Annotated in this window: 19 protein-coding genes; 10 read left to right on the top strand and 9 right to left on the bottom strand. The window is 54.7% G+C overall.

Translation table 11 applies throughout. The features are described from left to right. Positions 1-126 precede the first annotated feature (126 nt). The gene (locus tag OEW58_07170) at positions 127-627 is read left to right on the top strand and encodes a protein disulfide oxidoreductase (GenBank protein ID MDH5301125.1); all 501 of its coding nucleotides are present in this window, start codon (positions 127-129) and stop codon (positions 625-627) included. Here OEW58_07170 and OEW58_07165 read toward each other — a convergent pair. Genes OEW58_07165 through ampD form a run of 3 tightly spaced genes read right to left on the bottom strand, consistent with a single transcriptional unit; the run spans position 622 to position 2,437 of the window. Continuing rightward, positions 622-1,302, bottom strand: a complete 681-nt coding sequence (locus OEW58_07165) for a DUF3108 domain-containing protein (GenBank protein MDH5301124.1) — start codon at positions 1,300-1,302, stop codon at positions 622-624. The two genes, OEW58_07170 and OEW58_07165, sit on opposite strands and share 6 nt — an antisense overlap. Next, on the bottom strand, positions 1,299-1,877 hold the full coding sequence (locus tag OEW58_07160) for a phosphatase PAP2 family protein (protein MDH5301123.1): 579 nt from the start codon (positions 1,875-1,877) through the stop codon (positions 1,299-1,301). The genes OEW58_07165 and OEW58_07160 overlap by 4 nt, the downstream gene beginning before the upstream one ends. After that, positions 1,877-2,437, bottom strand: a complete 561-nt coding sequence (ampD, locus tag OEW58_07155) for a 1,6-anhydro-N-acetylmuramyl-L-alanine amidase AmpD (protein ID MDH5301122.1) — start codon at positions 2,435-2,437, stop codon at positions 1,877-1,879. Before ampD ends, OEW58_07160 begins: the two co-directional genes overlap by 1 nt. Positions 2,438-2,590: 153 nt before the next feature. Between ampD and OEW58_07150 the strand changes: the two genes are divergently transcribed. Beyond that, on the top strand, positions 2,591-2,962 hold the full coding sequence (locus OEW58_07150) for a hypothetical protein (protein MDH5301121.1): 372 nt from the start codon (positions 2,591-2,593) through the stop codon (positions 2,960-2,962). Positions 2,963-3,013: 51 nt separating this feature from the next. Here OEW58_07150 and OEW58_07145 read toward each other — a convergent pair whose 3' ends face one another. Then, positions 3,014-4,468 carry a carbohydrate porin gene (locus OEW58_07145; protein MDH5301120.1) on the bottom strand — a complete coding sequence of 485 codons (1,455 nt, stop codon included), beginning with the start codon at positions 4,466-4,468 and terminating at the stop codon, positions 3,014-3,016. Positions 4,469-4,649: 181 nt separating this feature from the next. Here OEW58_07145 and OEW58_07140 point away from each other — a divergent pair, with 181 nt between their 5' ends. Further along, positions 4,650-5,255 carry a pseudouridine synthase gene (locus OEW58_07140; protein MDH5301119.1) on the top strand — a complete coding sequence of 202 codons (606 nt, stop codon included), beginning with the start codon at positions 4,650-4,652 and terminating at the stop codon, positions 5,253-5,255. On the opposite strand, the gene OEW58_07135 is transcribed toward OEW58_07140, so the two are convergent. Both OEW58_07135 and OEW58_07130 read right to left on the bottom strand, forming a co-directional pair. Further along, positions 5,231-5,455, bottom strand: a complete 225-nt coding sequence (locus OEW58_07135) for a DUF2835 domain-containing protein (GenBank protein ID MDH5301118.1) — start codon at positions 5,453-5,455, stop codon at positions 5,231-5,233. The genes OEW58_07140 and OEW58_07135 overlap by 25 nt on opposite strands. Positions 5,456-5,457: 2 nt before the next feature. Continuing rightward, positions 5,458-6,231, bottom strand: coding sequence for an Hpt domain-containing protein (locus OEW58_07130; GenBank protein MDH5301117.1), 774 nt, complete (start codon positions 6,229-6,231; stop codon positions 5,458-5,460). 55 nt (positions 6,232-6,286) lie between these two features. Here OEW58_07130 and OEW58_07125 point away from each other — a divergent pair, with 55 nt between their 5' ends. From OEW58_07125 to OEW58_07110, 4 genes are all read left to right on the top strand, one after another. Further along, entirely contained in the window at positions 6,287-7,432 is a 1,146-nt protein-coding gene (locus OEW58_07125; GenBank protein MDH5301116.1) for a GNAT family N-acetyltransferase, read from the top strand. Then, entirely contained in the window at positions 7,420-8,064 is a 645-nt protein-coding gene (locus OEW58_07120) for a hypothetical protein (GenBank protein ID MDH5301115.1), read from the top strand. The genes OEW58_07125 and OEW58_07120 overlap by 13 nt, the downstream gene beginning before the upstream one ends. A gap of 79 nt (positions 8,065-8,143) precedes the next feature. After that, positions 8,144-8,602 carry a sigma D regulator gene (locus tag OEW58_07115; GenBank protein MDH5301114.1) on the top strand — a complete coding sequence of 153 codons (459 nt, stop codon included), beginning with the start codon at positions 8,144-8,146 and terminating at the stop codon, positions 8,600-8,602. 6 nt (positions 8,603-8,608) lie between these two features. Continuing rightward, entirely contained in the window at positions 8,609-9,265 is a 657-nt protein-coding gene (locus OEW58_07110) for a hypothetical protein (protein MDH5301113.1), read from the top strand. 47 nt (positions 9,266-9,312) lie between these two features. On the opposite strand, the gene OEW58_07105 is transcribed toward OEW58_07110, so the two are convergent. After that, complete coding sequence (locus OEW58_07105; GenBank protein MDH5301112.1) at positions 9,313-9,588, bottom strand: cupin domain-containing protein; 276 nt, start codon at positions 9,586-9,588, stop codon at positions 9,313-9,315. Positions 9,589-9,590: 2 nt separating this feature from the next. Further along, the gene (gene speA / locus OEW58_07100) at positions 9,591-11,480 is read right to left on the bottom strand and encodes a biosynthetic arginine decarboxylase (GenBank protein ID MDH5301111.1); all 1,890 of its coding nucleotides are present in this window, start codon (positions 11,478-11,480) and stop codon (positions 9,591-9,593) included. Positions 11,481-11,583: 103 nt separating this feature from the next. On the opposite strand from speA, the gene speE reads away from it, so the two are divergent. From speE to OEW58_07085, 3 genes are all read left to right on the top strand, one after another. Continuing rightward, positions 11,584-12,441 (top strand): polyamine aminopropyltransferase, encoded by an 858-nt coding sequence (gene speE, locus OEW58_07095; protein ID MDH5301110.1) that lies wholly within the window; start codon positions 11,584-11,586, stop codon positions 12,439-12,441. A 115-nt stretch (positions 12,442-12,556) separates the two neighbouring features. Continuing rightward, entirely contained in the window at positions 12,557-12,787 is a 231-nt protein-coding gene (locus tag OEW58_07090) for a CDGSH iron-sulfur domain-containing protein (GenBank protein MDH5301109.1), read from the top strand. Between the two features lie 43 nt (positions 12,788-12,830). After that, positions 12,831-13,067: a CDGSH iron-sulfur domain-containing protein gene (locus OEW58_07085; GenBank protein MDH5301108.1), complete on the top strand. Its 237-nt coding sequence runs from the start codon at positions 12,831-12,833 to the stop codon at positions 13,065-13,067. Between the two features lie 45 nt (positions 13,068-13,112). Here OEW58_07085 and OEW58_07080 read toward each other — a convergent pair whose 3' ends face one another. Beyond that, positions 13,113-13,556: an FKBP-type peptidyl-prolyl cis-trans isomerase gene (locus tag OEW58_07080; GenBank protein ID MDH5301107.1), complete on the bottom strand. Its 444-nt coding sequence runs from the start codon at positions 13,554-13,556 to the stop codon at positions 13,113-13,115. Between the last annotated feature and the right edge of the window lie 386 nt (positions 13,557-13,942).

The raw sequence follows: 13,942 nt of genomic DNA, 5'->3' as shown, positions 1-13,942 counted from the left end.
GGTTTATTCTCTGTTCATTGTCGACAAGGATATCGGCAATCGTTCGGTGAAAATTAAATGCACTCCGATCGCGTAAAAGACTGCATTTACCTATTGATAAGACCATCTGTGGACGAAAATATCACCATGAAAAAAAGCAGGTTTAATTGGAAAAGTTGGCTGATCAACATCAGCATCGTTCTGGTTGCCTACTGGGCTATCCAGCTTTACCAGGGCCAGGACGCCCCCAGCGGCGCGGCTCCGTTATTGTCTGGCATTAGTCTGGACGGCAAGCCCGTTGATTTGCGACAAATGCGCGACAAGCCGGTGCTGGTGCATTTTTGGGCCACCTGGTGTGGCGTATGCCGACTGGAATACGCCAGCATCGACAAACTGGCCAGCGAGTATCAGGTGATCACCATCGCCACCCAATCCGGCAGCCGGTCGCAGGTGCGCGAGCACGTCAAACGGGTCGGCATCACCGCGCCGGTGCTGGTCGATGATCTCGGTCTGATGGCCAGACACTATGGTATTCGCGGCTTTCCCAGCAGCTTCGTCATTGATCCGCAGGGCAACATCAGCGATCTGGAAGTGGGTTACACCACGTATTGGGGATTAAAAGCGCGTCTGTGGTGGGCGGGACTATAACGCTTTGTAACGCACCATGTTGGCAGTGAAGGTAATGCCTTTTTCGCGATAGGCAATGCGTATCGGCACAAAGCCCAGCTCCGGCGCGCACCACAATGTGGTTTGAGTCTTGCCGTCATCGGCAAACATCACCAAAGTGCGATAATTCACTTTCGCCAATTGCAGTGTTTCTTCACGCAGCAAAGTCACACTGTACTGTTTTAACCGACTGTCACTGGCAATCGTGTAACTGAATTGCCGCTCACCCTTGGCCAGATCCTGCATTAGCCGTAATTGAAACGATGCCTGATCCAGCACCAGATGATCCAGCGAATGCTGTTTTTTCTGTTCATTGATGCTGATCCGCAATTCGCCCTTGGCCCAATCAAAGGTCTGCTCAATCCGTTCGCTGATATCACCCCGCCGAATTTTTTGATAGCGCGTAGGACGCAGCCCATCCGACTGCTGCAACCAGCTGGTTTCGCGTACATCCTCTGCGGCAACCATCGCGGCCACGCCGGTTGTACGAAAGTTTGACTGATAAACCAGGCTTGCCTGCTCGAAGCGGCGATCCGCCAATGCCATCAGCAAGCCGGCTTTTTTGACTTCGTAAAACGCCTCGAAACTTGCCGGCAGCGACTGCGCCCCCACCGGCAGAGCCAGACACAACAGCAACAACGCGCCCAGCCATCTCATGCTGCACTCCGTTGTTGCCAAACCTGGCGCATAAAGTCGAAGTGACGAACACAAATCCAGCTAAACACCCCACCCCATGCGGCGCCGATCAGCGCGCCGACCAGCACTTGCGACGGAAAATGGCTACCCAAATAAATTCGCGACAGCCCTACCGAGACCGCCAACAGCAAAAACAGGGTCGTCCAGTACCAGCGGCGCAGCACCAGACTCATGAACACAAAGGTCGAAAAGAAATTCAGTGCGTGATTAGACGGCATTCCGCTGTTACTGACTTCGCAACCGATAAATAGGCTGTCTCCCAGGCCCCGCAGCTGCGCGGCCCAGTCCAGACAGGGGCGCGGCATACCAAACCCATCTTTCAGCAAATTACCAAAAGCATCGCCAAAAACCACCAGCACCAGCAACCCCAGGCCCACGCGCCAACCAGCAACACCATAGCGCAGCCCCAGCGCCACAATAATCAGCGCCATCAGCGGGAACGAAAACCCCGCCTTGGCAGATACCAGCTCAAAGTACACATCCAGCCAGGGATGCGCCCACCCCTGGTTAATCCACAGCAATAGCGAACCATCCATCACGCCACCGCCTCGGCCAACAGCTGGCGAAAATGCGACCAATCGAAATAAGGGCCGGGATCGGTCTTACGCCCCGGCGCGATATCGCTGTGACCCACGATTCGATCAGGAGTAATCGCCGGGTAGGCCCGCATAATTTCCCGGCAAAGCTGCACCAACACCTGATACTGCACCGGCTCAAACGGCACGTCGTCACAGCCTTCCAGCTCGATGCCAATGGAAAAACGGTTACAGCCTTCCCGCCCCTGAAACACCGACTTACCCGCATGCCAGGCCCGCAATTGCAGCGGCACGTACTGGATCACCTCGCCCTGGCGACGAACCAGCAGGTGGGCCGACACCTCCATCTGGTGAATCTCGGCAAAATAGGGATGCGCCGCCCCGTCCAGGCGGTTGCAGAACAAGTCACTGATGTAGGGGCCGCCAAACTGGCCGGGAGGCAGGCTAATGGCATGAATCACCAATAAATCAATCACTTCGCCCAGCGGACGCGCATCGCAATTTGGCGATGGCTGATTGGTCACTCCACTGAACAGCCCGCTGTCTAAATCAAATTTCATAACATTCATCTCGAAAATGACATTTCAGAATGAGCTATTTCAATTCTGTGAGGCGATTGGCAAAACCCGTAGCATTTGCCGCTCAAAGCCCCTCTCCCCAGTCCGATTCATATCTCAGGAACACTGAGACAGAACCCATGAGAGGATACCCCTATGTTTAGCGCTTTCAAAAAGTCGATCGTAATTCTTGGAATCAGTGCTGCGGCAGGTCTTGCCCAGGCAGCAGAATTCGAAGACGGCTTCATGGCTGCCCAAGCCTCGGACTACACCAAGGCTGCCGCCAAACTTGAGCCTCTGGCACTGAAAAATGATGCCCGCGCACAATTCCTGCTGGGCACCATGTACCACAACGGCGCCGCCGGCCAAATGGATGAAGCTACCGCTGTAAAACTCTATCACAAGGCCGCCGAAGGTGGTGTACCCGAAGCCCAGGAATATCTGGCTGCAGCTTACCAGGAAGGCTGGTTTGGCCTGAAGAAAGACGAGAAACAAGCCAAATACTGGAAAGATCAATTAGCCAAATAATTCTCCTGAACTCCTTGTCCTCAACGGGCGCTTCGGCGCCCTTTTTGTTGACTAGTAGTCCGCAATCATCCGCACCCCCATCACCGTAGACGCCGCATTAAACGCGCTCATACCGGGGTTTTGAATAAACTGCATGTTGGGTTGAATCTTCAGCCAATGCCGCACCTTGGCTTGATAAGTCACTTCCACAATGGTTTCTGCTGACAAGGCTTTCGCGGAAACAACGTTATCCCCGTCCCAGAGGTACATCAACGGATTGTTTGCTAAAAAATAAGGGCTCTGTCGCGTTTGGATCAATGCCAGACCAAACTCGTCCAAGTTGCGCCCCGGCAACAATCCTCGCACGTGCAAACCTACTGTCCAAAACTGGTAAAGGCGATTAACGAATTGATCGCCCATGGCAAACTTGGCAAAACCACCAAGATTGTCGATCAATTGCCCCTCTAACATCGCGTAGCCACCACCCACCCCAGGACGATTCACCCACCAAGTGTCGAAGCGGTAAGACCCTGCTTGATTAATGTGCTTCTCATTTACGGTGGGAAGCCCGGTCATTTCGTGGATTTCTTTTTTCAAATACCAGCCACCGGCAGCGATGCGCCAATAGCCCGCTTCGGTATACCGCTCACCACTGGCGTAGCCAGCTTCGATCATGCTCAGTACGCCTTCACTGGAATTGACACTGGTATTGAAATATTCATCTGTCGCCCCGGGGGTGCCATCGTACAGACCACCACTCCAATACAGACCGGGCGTCAAGTTGGTATGAAAAGTAAGCCCTAACGACGCGTTAGGATAGGTGGGCATCAAACCCGCGTGGGTGAACACACCATCTAATTGCAGCGACTTGTTCACAAACAGGCCGGTATATTCCATCTGGTAAAACCGGTCTTTGACATCCTGCATGCCGACACGAACATTGGCGTGACTGTAAGGGTATTCATGCTGATACCAAAGCTCCATCAGTTTGCCTACCTCATATCCCCGTGCGTCCACATTACTGACACCCTGGACATCCCCGGCAAACACCGAAGGGCTGGTACCAAAGGTAAACAGCAACCTGGCGTAAAACTGGCCGTTGTCCCACCACTTGTTTTCAGCGGTGTCGATGGTGCTGTGCACATCCGCGTAACCCAGCACTGCCGAGGTATTCGGTTCACCCAACGTGCCATCGGAATGCTCAACCACCGGCACGCCGCCGGCACTTTTGGCCCAAAAATCCACCACGGTCTGCGCCTGCACCTTCAACAAGGAGTCATCGTCATTAGGCGATAGCGCCTTTTTTTCATCCGTTAGTTTTTGGGCTTTTTCCTGCTCACGCTTGGCACGACGCAAAGCCTCAGCCCGACTTTCAAACGGATCAAGGATTTCGCCAGTGCTCGCCGGCGTACGCAGCGATGGGGAAAACACCTGCGGTTCTTCGTCGGCCGACCACACGGCCGAACTCATGCTAAACATGGCAACAGCCAACAACCAGCCACTTCGGTGTAATTTAATCCTTGCCATGTAACCTTTCAGGTAAAATGTTCTCTTGATGAAACGATATCTTTTGATGCGAACTGACCTCTTAAACATCAATGAGTTCAGCCGCAACCCGGCGTAAGATGCCGCGTATTGTGACCGGTTTTGTCATAGCTATAAACGTCAACCCTCCCTAAAACTTAAATTTCACAACGGTTTCCCAGCCATGGCGCGACTCATTTTACTCAACAAACCGTTTCAGGTGATGTCACAGTTTCTGGACGACCAGGGACGAACCACGTTGAAAAACTTTGTCGATCTGCCGGGTGTTTACCCTGCAGGCAGACTTGATTACGACAGTGAAGGCTTGCTACTGCTGACCGACGATGGCGAGTTACAGCATCGCATCGCCCACCCCAAGCATAAACTCGACAAGACCTACTGGGTGCAAGTGGAAAATGAAATCAGCGATGCCGCATTATCGCAGCTTCGTCAGGGCGTTGAACTCAATGATGGCTTAACCCGTCCCGCCAAGGCACGACGCATTGCCGAACCCACCAGCCTTTGGCCACGCAATCCGCCAATCCGCGAACGACAAAACATTCCCACCAGCTGGCTGGAACTAACCATCAGCGAAGGAAAAAATCGTCAGGTGCGCCGCATGACCGCCGCCGTTGGATTTCCTACCCTGCGGTTAATTCGATATCAGATTGGCTCATGGACACTGGAAGGTTTAGCTCCCGGAGACTGGCGGGAAGAACAGGTTCATCTGCCGCAAACCCGTGCACGCGGCAAGTCTGGCCCACCTCAGCGCAAGCGTCGCATGGATTGAAATTTGAAGTTGTCGTCGAACTGAATTTCGAACGCGCCGTGTACACCATCATGGCCGACAAATTGGCGTAACAATGAGGCAGGAAATTGTACTTTGCGTCCATCATGGGCACGAACGATCACCCACTGTATCGCTCCTTGATAGTGCGCCAAATAATCCTGATGACTGATGTTTAGTGAAAAATATACTTTGGACGTCACACCTAAGCCGCGTTTTTCAATCCCAGCAACATAATTGATTGTTCAAGATTATAAACCAATTTCGCATCCTTTTTGATCACCACATCCGGCTGAAGTTCCACTGGCTCTGTCAATTGCGTGTTACTGGAAAGCAAAATCGTTTTGCTCTGGGCACTGGCACCACTGGACAGTTTCAGCGTAGCGATCAACGCAGAACCACTCAGCGGCCCCAACTCCTGTGATGCCACCACCACAAAATCAAATTTTTCAGTCAATGCCCGCGACAACGCATTAATGCTGTCCCTTGCCTCAGCCAATTGCACGTTGTCTTCGCCCAGTATTTTGGCAATGATTTTGGCATTCATGGACGAACGATCCACCACCAAACCATGCAATTTGTTTTGGTGCGAACGTTTCTTGATTTCGCTCAGGGTTTGCTCAATATCCTGGAACGAGGTCTCGGCTTGCTGAATATGGCTGATCGCATCGCGCAGCAGATCCACGTAGGCCAACAGAATATCCAGCTGGCTGGAGGAAAGTTTGACGCATTTTTCCAATGTCGTCAGCCAATCTTCCATCTGGTGACAAATACCAGAAATAATATGGTAGCCATACGTACCACCGCTGCCCTTCAGACTGTGCACTGCTCGATATAATTCGGCATAGTGCTCGGCGTAATCGTCGCTTTTTTCCATGGCCAGACAGTGCAGCTCAATGTCCTCCACCTTGCTAGGCAGAGCAGTGATATACCCCTGTCGCAGTTCGTCCAGCAAATTTTGCGCTAGTCCATCGGTCATTGCATTTCTCACCCGTTGATCATTAGTATGATGACTTGTCGAGCCGCAAATCATCATGCACAGTCAAATCATTCAATCTCTGTCTGGTATCCCTATCGCCCAGTGGCAATCACTCCTGGGTGGCGAGCAAAATCCATTTTTGCAGTACGAATTTTTATCCGCCCTCGAACACCATGGCTGCGTCAGTCCATCGCTGGGATGGCAGGCACACCATGTTCTGCACACAGATGCTGATCGAATTATCGGCATGCTGCCGGCGTATATTAAATACAATTCTTATGGTGAACTGGTCTTCGACTGGGCCTGGGCCGAAGCCTATGGCCGAGCGGGATTGCACTATTACCCCAAGCTGGTCTGCGCAGTACCTTACACCCCTGCCAGTGGCCCACGATTACTGGCCAGCACCGAGACCGCACGGGCCCAGCTCATCCAGACACTACAGCAACAGGTCGAGCTGCATCAGCTGTCCTCGGCCCATGTGCTATTCACGCAAGAAGCCGACAACCAGGCGTTTGCCAACGCCGGTTGGCTGGCGCGATTGGGCTGTCAATTTCACTGGCACAACCAGGGTTATGCGAACTTTGATGATTTTCTGCAGCGTTTGAGTTCGCGCAAGCGTAAACAAATTCGCAAAGAACGCGAACAGGCACACTCCCATGGTCTGGTTATCGAACGCATTCTTGGCTGTGATGCCAGCAACGAGCAATGGCAGGCCATGACGCGGTTTTACCGCAGCACATTTGAAGAAAAAAACGGGCTGGCGACGCTGAATTTGCCGTTTTTCCTCGATATCGCCCGCAGCATGGGCCAACAAGTCCTGCTGATACTGGCCCGGCGCGGTGACAACTATCTGGCCGGCGCACTGCTGTTCCACAACCAGCACACGCTGTGGGGACGCCACTGGGGCTGTGACCAGAACCTGCCCGGCCTGCACTTTGAACTGTGCTACTACCAGGGCATTGAGTTCGCCATTGAAAACCAGTTGCAGACGTTTGAGCCCGGTGCCCAGGGCGAGCACAAAATCGCCCGTGGTTTTTTGCCCACGGCCACCTGGTCCTGGCACTGGATTGCCGATCCGCAGTTTCGCCGCGCCATCAGCGACTATTGCCAGCGCGAACAACACGCCATGCGCCAATACATGCAGGAACTGCAAAACCACTCCCCCTACCGGCACGAGGACAACTCCACATGCAGCGCCTGAACCTGTTGCCGCTACTCCTCTGTCCCTGGGTTTGCCAGGCCAGCACACCTTTTATTGATCAATGGGTTAGGCAACCACAAGCCTTCACCCTGACCCTGCAGCAAAGCCAGCAAAGCCTCGCCCCCGGCTGGGACCTGCACAGCCAGACTGCCCTGGCCGAGCTTAGCCACCTTCACAGCCAACAACTGTACGCCACCCTGCTCGTCGCCCGCCAGTTTGATCAGCTGCAAGGACCACAGACCAGCGACACCGATGGCTACCTCGCCGGCCTGCGTATTGGCGTCCTCAGCCCCGTCTGGCAAGGGCTGCAATTGGCCGGAGTCAGCGAATACCGTTATCACTCCAGCCGTCGGGAATCCAACAGCACACAACTGGATCGGCATATTTGGCAGCTATCGTTGTATGGCCAATGGCAAGCCTTTGACGCCCTCGCGCTTTACACTGGCATCACCGCCGGCCAGCAACAGGGACAAGCCCAACAAGGCAGTTCGACACAAACCCTGCTGCAGACTCAGTCTAAAGTGCTAACCTACGGATTAGATTGGCAATTACACCCAGGCGGCCATGTCGGCGTAGAATGGACGACGGGCGGTTTTTCCAGCACCGCGCTGTACTTCCAACACCGGTACTAGCTGGCGGTATTTCAGGTACACTTTCTGCAAGTTTCTCTGATAAAATGAACTTTAACTCCGACACCGAGGATCAAACGCCGTGACTACCGCCGACCAAATTCGTGGTGAACGTCGCCAGGGTTCCATCAAGGCCATTGAGCAATTGATCAGACACCGTACCGACATGCTGTCGTGCTACGCGGAACTGGCTGCCCATCGTCCGTTTGCATACTCCGAGGAAATGGGCGAGCTGATCCAGCGCTTCTGCCAGTCACTGGTGGATTACTGCGCCGATGCCCACTTCCGCCTGTATCGTTTTATTGACACCCAAAGCGAGCGCCGCCAGGCAGTTGCCGTCCATGCCCACAAGATTTATCCAAGCATCGCTACATCTACCCAGCAGATATTGGATTTTAACGACAAGTACGACACCAATGAGCACTGCAGCCAGCGTCTCAAAGACCTGGAGCGCGATTTGTCCACCCTGGGCGAAATTCTTGCCGATCGCATCGAACAGGAAGACAGCCTGGTCAGCATTCTGACCAAGCGTCGAGGCTAACCGCCGTTGGTCAAGGCGCGCATTCGCCAACTCATCGGAGCCAGCAGCCTGCTGGCTCTGCTATTAACCACCAGCCAGACACACGCAGCACCCAGCCGGGCATTTTTGCAGGAGCTGGGCCGGGTAAACACCGGCGGCCACATCTACGTTGACCTGTACAACAACACCGGCACCTGGACACCTCCTGCGGACAGCCAAATCCGCGTCGCCACCCCCTACGGCGAAGGCATCCTCAGCGAGAATTCCATTGGCGCCAAAGGTGCAGTTGCCGACGACATGTCCGCCTACCTGATCGGCTACGTCAACACCGGCCCCGGCACAGCGGTTGATCTCACCGCCGGCATGGCCTACCAGATCCGCCAGGCCGACCTGTACCTCAACCTCAATCCCTACGTCAGCAGTAGCAAAGGCAGTCTGCAGTTGCATTTTGCCACCGCCGTTTTCACCCGCCTGAGCCAAGCCCCGTCCTGGCTGGACGAAGTTCAACTGGGGGCCGAGTTTCAAACTCCGGCCAGCCGTGCCTACAACACCGGCACAGCCATCGGCTTGCGCTGGCTGCCACGGGACTTCCTCACCTTTGACCTGATCCTGGCCGGTGACGGCGGCGACCGCAGCACCACCATCCGCACCCCGGCAGCGCTGCGTTTTAACCTGCGCTTCTAAACAAAAAAGCCCCGCATTGCGGGGCTTTTTGCTTCCGACGTCACCGCCTAGAAGAAATTGTAATGCTTGCGCACGTCCGCCAAAATTTCCCAGGTACAGCTCATGCCCGCCGGAAACGTCACGATATCGCCCTTGCCCATGCGCACCGGCTCGCCACCTTTGGGAGTAACGATGACATCGCCTTCAAGAAAGTAGCAGGTTTCGCTGTCGTCGTAGGTCCAGGGAAATTTGGAGGCTTGTTTGCCCCAGGTCGGCCACTGGCGAATGCCGCGCTTGGCAATCTCGGCATCGGATGCCTGACGAATCACTTCGATCTTGCTCATGCTTAATCCTCCAGATAGGTGTAACCGGTCAGGCCGGCTTCCAGCTCGGCCAGGTACTGGGCGCGTGTCGCCGCATCCAGTTCCACCGCTGCCAGCTTGTCGCGATAGGCTTGCAACAACGTCTCCTTCTCGTAGTGCACGAAGGCCAGCACCTCGTCGACCCGGTCGCCTTGCTCTGGATCAGACAGCAAATAGCCGCCATCCTCGGTGAACTCCAGATTGATCGAGTGGGTATCGCCAAACAGGTTGTGCATGTCGCCCAGGATTTCCTGATAGGCGCCGACCATGAACAGCCCCAGCAAGTAATCCTCGCCCGGCTTGATCTCATGCACCCGCAAACTGTTTTCCACACTCTGCTGATCCACGTACAGATCGATGGAGCCGTCAGAATCGCAGGTCAGATCCTGCAACACGGCGCGAGTGTCCGGTTCCTCGTTCAGCCGCTGCAACGGCATGATGGGGAAGATCTGCTCAATTGCCCAGATGTCCGGCACCGACTGGAAAATGGACAGGTTGCAGAAATACTTGTCGACCAGTTTTTCGTTCAGCTCGTCCAGCACCTCGCGCTGCGAACGCGACGAGGTCAGCAACAGCGGGCGTACCTTGCGGCAAATGCAGAAGTACAACTGCTCGGCAGCCGCACGATCCCACAACGCGATCAGGCCGTGATTAAACAGGGTTTGCGCTTCAGACAACCAGTGCACCGCATCGTGGTAGGCTTCCAGCGCGCTGCGCTTGTCGATGTTTTGCAGCGACTCCCACAAATTGTGCAGCACTGCCGGCGCATCGGCGGCTGGCACAGTGGGCTGCTCCAGACCGGGCGCACGCTCCACATCGATCACGTTACTGATCAGCAGCGCGTGATGCGCGGTCATGGCGCGACCGGACTCGGAAATGATGTCCGGGTGTGGCAGCCCCTGCTGCTGGCAAATCTGCGCCAGCGCGAACACCACGTCATTGGCGTATTCCTGCACGCTGTAGTTGATGGAGCAGTAACTGCGCGAGCGTGTGCCCTCGTAGTCCACCCCCAGACCGCCGCCCACGTCCATTTTGCGAATCGGCGCGCCCAGCTTGCACAGCTCGGAGTAGAAGCGTGCGACCTCGCCCATGCCCTTTTGCACGTCGTGGATGTTGGCCAGCTGCGACCCCAGATGACAGTGAATCAGCTGCAGCCAGTGCAGGCAGTTCTCTTTTTGCAGGCGCTCGACCATTTGCAGCACCTGCTTGGCCGACAGACCGAACTTGGATTTCTCGCCGCCGGTGTTCTGCCAGTTGCCCTTGCCGATGGAGGCCAGACGCACCCGCACCCCGAGCAATGGCTCAATGCCCATCTTGCGCGACTCGTCGATCACCAGTTCCAGTTCGGAGAGTTTTTCCACCACCAGAAAAATTTCATAGCCCAGACGGCGGCCAATCAGCGCCAGACGAATGTACTCGCGGTCCTTGTAGCCATTGCAGATCAGCGTCCGCCCCTGACCCGGCGCCAGTGCCAGCACCGCCATCAGCTCAGGCTTGCTGCCGGCCTCCAGGCCCATGATGTACTGGTCATCGGCCAGCAAATGCTCAACCACCGTACGCTGCTGGTTGACCTTGATCGGATAAACCGCAGTGTACTTGCCCTGATAGCCCTGCTGTGAAGTCGCCCGCTCGAACGACTGGAACAGCTTGTCGCGACGATGACGCAGAATATCGGTAACCCGCAGCAACACCGGCCAGGATAAACCCTGGTCGCGCAGCTCATGCGCCAGCGTATGCAGGTCGACGCCGGGGTGTTCCGGCAACTGGCGGTTGCGCACCATCACGTGACCGGCATCGTTGATGTCAAAGTAGCCGTCCCCCCAATGAGCAATGTTGTAGGCCTCACGGGCGTCGTCTATGGTCCAATTTGTCATGTACTGATTCCGGCTATCATCTGGGAAAAGAAAGCGATTATAATTTATGGCTTTGCCACTGAACACATTTCACTGCCCCTAAGGCAGGCCGTAGGAGAAATTAATGAGCTTAGACAACACTTGGTACACCGAACTGGCTCCCGGTGCCACCACTGCTTTTTCCTTGAAAATCAAGAAGAAGGTTTTCGATCAAACCAGTGATTTCCAACGTGTGGAAGTATACGAGACCGAAAATTTCGGCAAGCTCATGACCATCGACGGCCTGACCATGGTCAGCACCCGCGACAATTACCTCTACCACGAGATGATCACCCACCCCGCGCTGTTCACCCATCCCAACCCCCGCCGGGTGTTGATTATCGGTGGCGGCGACTGCGGCACCCTGAAGGAAGTGCTCAAGCATCCTTCGGTCGAGCATGTGGACATGATCGAAATCGACGAAGTGGTTACCCGCGCGGCAGAAATTCACTTCCCTGAACTGTGCGAGTCCAACAACGACTCACGCGCCAACATCATGTTCATTGATGGCATCAAGTGGGTTCACGACGCCGCTGACGAAACCTACGACCTGATCATCGTCGACAGCACCGATCCGGTTGGCCCGGCGGAAGGTCTGTTCTCCAAGCCATTCTTCGAGCAGGCGCACCGCTGCCTGAAAGCCAACGGCATCATTGTTCAGCAAAGCGAATCACCACTGCTGCACATGGACATCATCAAGGGCATGTACAGCGCCATCGGCGGTGCAGGCTTTGTTGACCTGGCGACAATTTTCTTCCCCCAGCCCATTTATCCATCCGGCTGGTGGAGCGCCACCATGGGTTGCAAGGACAGCACGCTGACCACTTTCCGCGAAAACGACGCGCAAAACAAGCCGTTTGCGACCCGTTACTACAACGCAGCCGTGCATCGCGCCGCGTTAACTGCGCCAGAATTCTTCTACAAAGAGATTTACGGCGAGTAATTGCTCCAAACCGACACGATTTGTTCGTGTCGGTTTCTTACCCAGCCCAGCTTTTGCATTCCGTTCACAGACCAACTACGCTTTTGTGTAGGCACTTCACCTTTTGGAGGTCTGTATGAGCAACGTCCCAATGTTTTTCATTGAAGATGATGTTATCGAACTCGGTCCAGGCACCTACCTCTGGTGTCAGTGCGGTCGCTCAAGCGCTCAACCTTTTTGCGACGGCAGTCACGCCCAACCTTGCAAAAATGCCCTCGAAGTCACCATCGACAAACCTCAGACCATTATGCTTTGTCGTCAAAACAAAACCTTGCGTAAGCGGAAGCTGGCCGAGATAATCGACTAGTTCTACTCAGTCGATCGAATTGGCCAGACCAAAAGGAAAACCGATGACCAAACCCAAGATTGCCAAGCGTGGCTCCTATGCCGTTGAACTGGAACCCGGCACCTATCACTGGTGCGCCTGCGGCAAATCAAAAAAACAACCATTCTGCGATGGCTCACACGCCGGCAGTGATTTCTCACCCATTGAATTCAAGGTTGATCAAAAACGGACAGTGTATCTGTGCGGCTGCAAACACAGCGGCAAAGCGCCGTTCTGTGACGGCAGTCATAGCTCGATATAACGCAGAAGGGCGCCATGACGGCGCCCTTCTTCTTTTTGCCCGCGTTTAGCGTACGCCCAGCAGCTCTACATCAAACACCAATGCAGAATTTCCCGGAATCGCGCCACCCGCACCGCGCGAACCATAACCCAAACTGGACGGAATAATCAGCGTCCGCTGACCGCCCACTTTCATCCCGGCCACACCTTCATCCCATCCACGAATCACACGGCCCTGACCCAATGGAAAATTAAATTCGCTGCCACGATCGCGTGAGCTATCAAACTTTTTGCCTTTTTTGTTCGGTGCAGCCTCGTCATACAACCAGCCAGTGTAATGCACAAACACCGTCATGCCCGGCTCTGCCACCTGCCCCTCACCTTCCAGCACGTCATTTTTCACCAGCGCCGGCACATCATAAACCTGCGCGTCCGATTTTGGCGCCGAACACGCCGCCAACACCAACAATACCGAAACCACCAACAATCCCACCAGTAACGCAGTTTTCATTTATCGCATCCCCAATCTAATGAACCATGATCGAGATTATACGTGGTTTGCTCGCCAAGGCCCATTCGGCCTATAGGCCCGCTGAATTTTATCTGATAGATTAGGAATCACTGTCGCCAAACAGCAACCCCACCGGGAGCTGCCGCGACAACACTCCCCCACCGGAACGGATGCAAAGGTCTCAGGGAGCCAGTGAAACGTGTTGAAGATGCGTTTCACCCACAGGGAAGTTTGGCTCCACTCGCAAACCTCCCCAAAAACACTCGAGTGTAGGGTGCGCCATGTGTACAAACCGGGGACATGGGTTACAAAGCGTTCGGAGACATAGGTAACACATCTAGACTGATGGCATGAGAAATCTAAAGAGGAATGATCATGCCTTGGAC

Source organism: Gammaproteobacteria bacterium (assembly GCA_029884425.1).
GTDB lineage: Bacteria > Pseudomonadota > Gammaproteobacteria > S012-40 > S012-40 > JAOUHV01.
Note: the sequence above shows the minus strand (reverse complement) of the source record. Positions and strands in the feature narration are given on the sequence as shown.

Bases quoted from the DNA above. Each gene is read 5' to 3' on its own strand.
- OEW58_07170 (MDH5301125.1), top strand. From the start codon at position 127: ATGAAAAAAAGCAGGTTTAATTGGAAAAGTTGGCTGATCAACATCAGC.
- OEW58_07165 (MDH5301124.1), bottom strand. From the start codon at position 1,302: ATGAGATGGCTGGGCGCGTTGTTGCTGTTGTGTCTGGCTCTGCCGGTG.
- OEW58_07160 (MDH5301123.1), bottom strand. From the start codon at position 1,877: ATGGATGGTTCGCTATTGCTGTGGATTAACCAGGGGTGGGCGCATCCC.
- ampD (MDH5301122.1), bottom strand. From the start codon at position 2,437: ATGAAATTTGATTTAGACAGCGGGCTGTTCAGTGGAGTGACCAATCAG.
- OEW58_07150 (MDH5301121.1), top strand. From the start codon at position 2,591: ATGTTTAGCGCTTTCAAAAAGTCGATCGTAATTCTTGGAATCAGTGCT.
- OEW58_07145 (MDH5301120.1), bottom strand. From the start codon at position 4,468: ATGGCAAGGATTAAATTACACCGAAGTGGCTGGTTGTTGGCTGTTGCC.
- OEW58_07140 (MDH5301119.1), top strand. From the start codon at position 4,650: ATGGCGCGACTCATTTTACTCAACAAACCGTTTCAGGTGATGTCACAG.
- OEW58_07130 (MDH5301117.1), bottom strand. From the start codon at position 6,231: ATGACCGATGGACTAGCGCAAAATTTGCTGGACGAACTGCGACAGGGG.
- OEW58_07125 (MDH5301116.1), top strand. From the start codon at position 6,287: ATGCACAGTCAAATCATTCAATCTCTGTCTGGTATCCCTATCGCCCAG.
- OEW58_07120 (MDH5301115.1), top strand. From the start codon at position 7,420: ATGCAGCGCCTGAACCTGTTGCCGCTACTCCTCTGTCCCTGGGTTTGC.
- OEW58_07105 (MDH5301112.1), bottom strand. From the start codon at position 9,588: ATGAGCAAGATCGAAGTGATTCGTCAGGCATCCGATGCCGAGATTGCC.
- speA (MDH5301111.1), bottom strand. From the start codon at position 11,480: ATGACAAATTGGACCATAGACGACGCCCGTGAGGCCTACAACATTGCT.
- speE (MDH5301110.1), top strand. From the start codon at position 11,584: ATGAGCTTAGACAACACTTGGTACACCGAACTGGCTCCCGGTGCCACC.
- OEW58_07090 (MDH5301109.1), top strand. From the start codon at position 12,557: ATGAGCAACGTCCCAATGTTTTTCATTGAAGATGATGTTATCGAACTC.
- OEW58_07085 (MDH5301108.1), top strand. From the start codon at position 12,831: ATGACCAAACCCAAGATTGCCAAGCGTGGCTCCTATGCCGTTGAACTG.
- OEW58_07080 (MDH5301107.1), bottom strand. From the start codon at position 13,556: ATGAAAACTGCGTTACTGGTGGGATTGTTGGTGGTTTCGGTATTGTTG.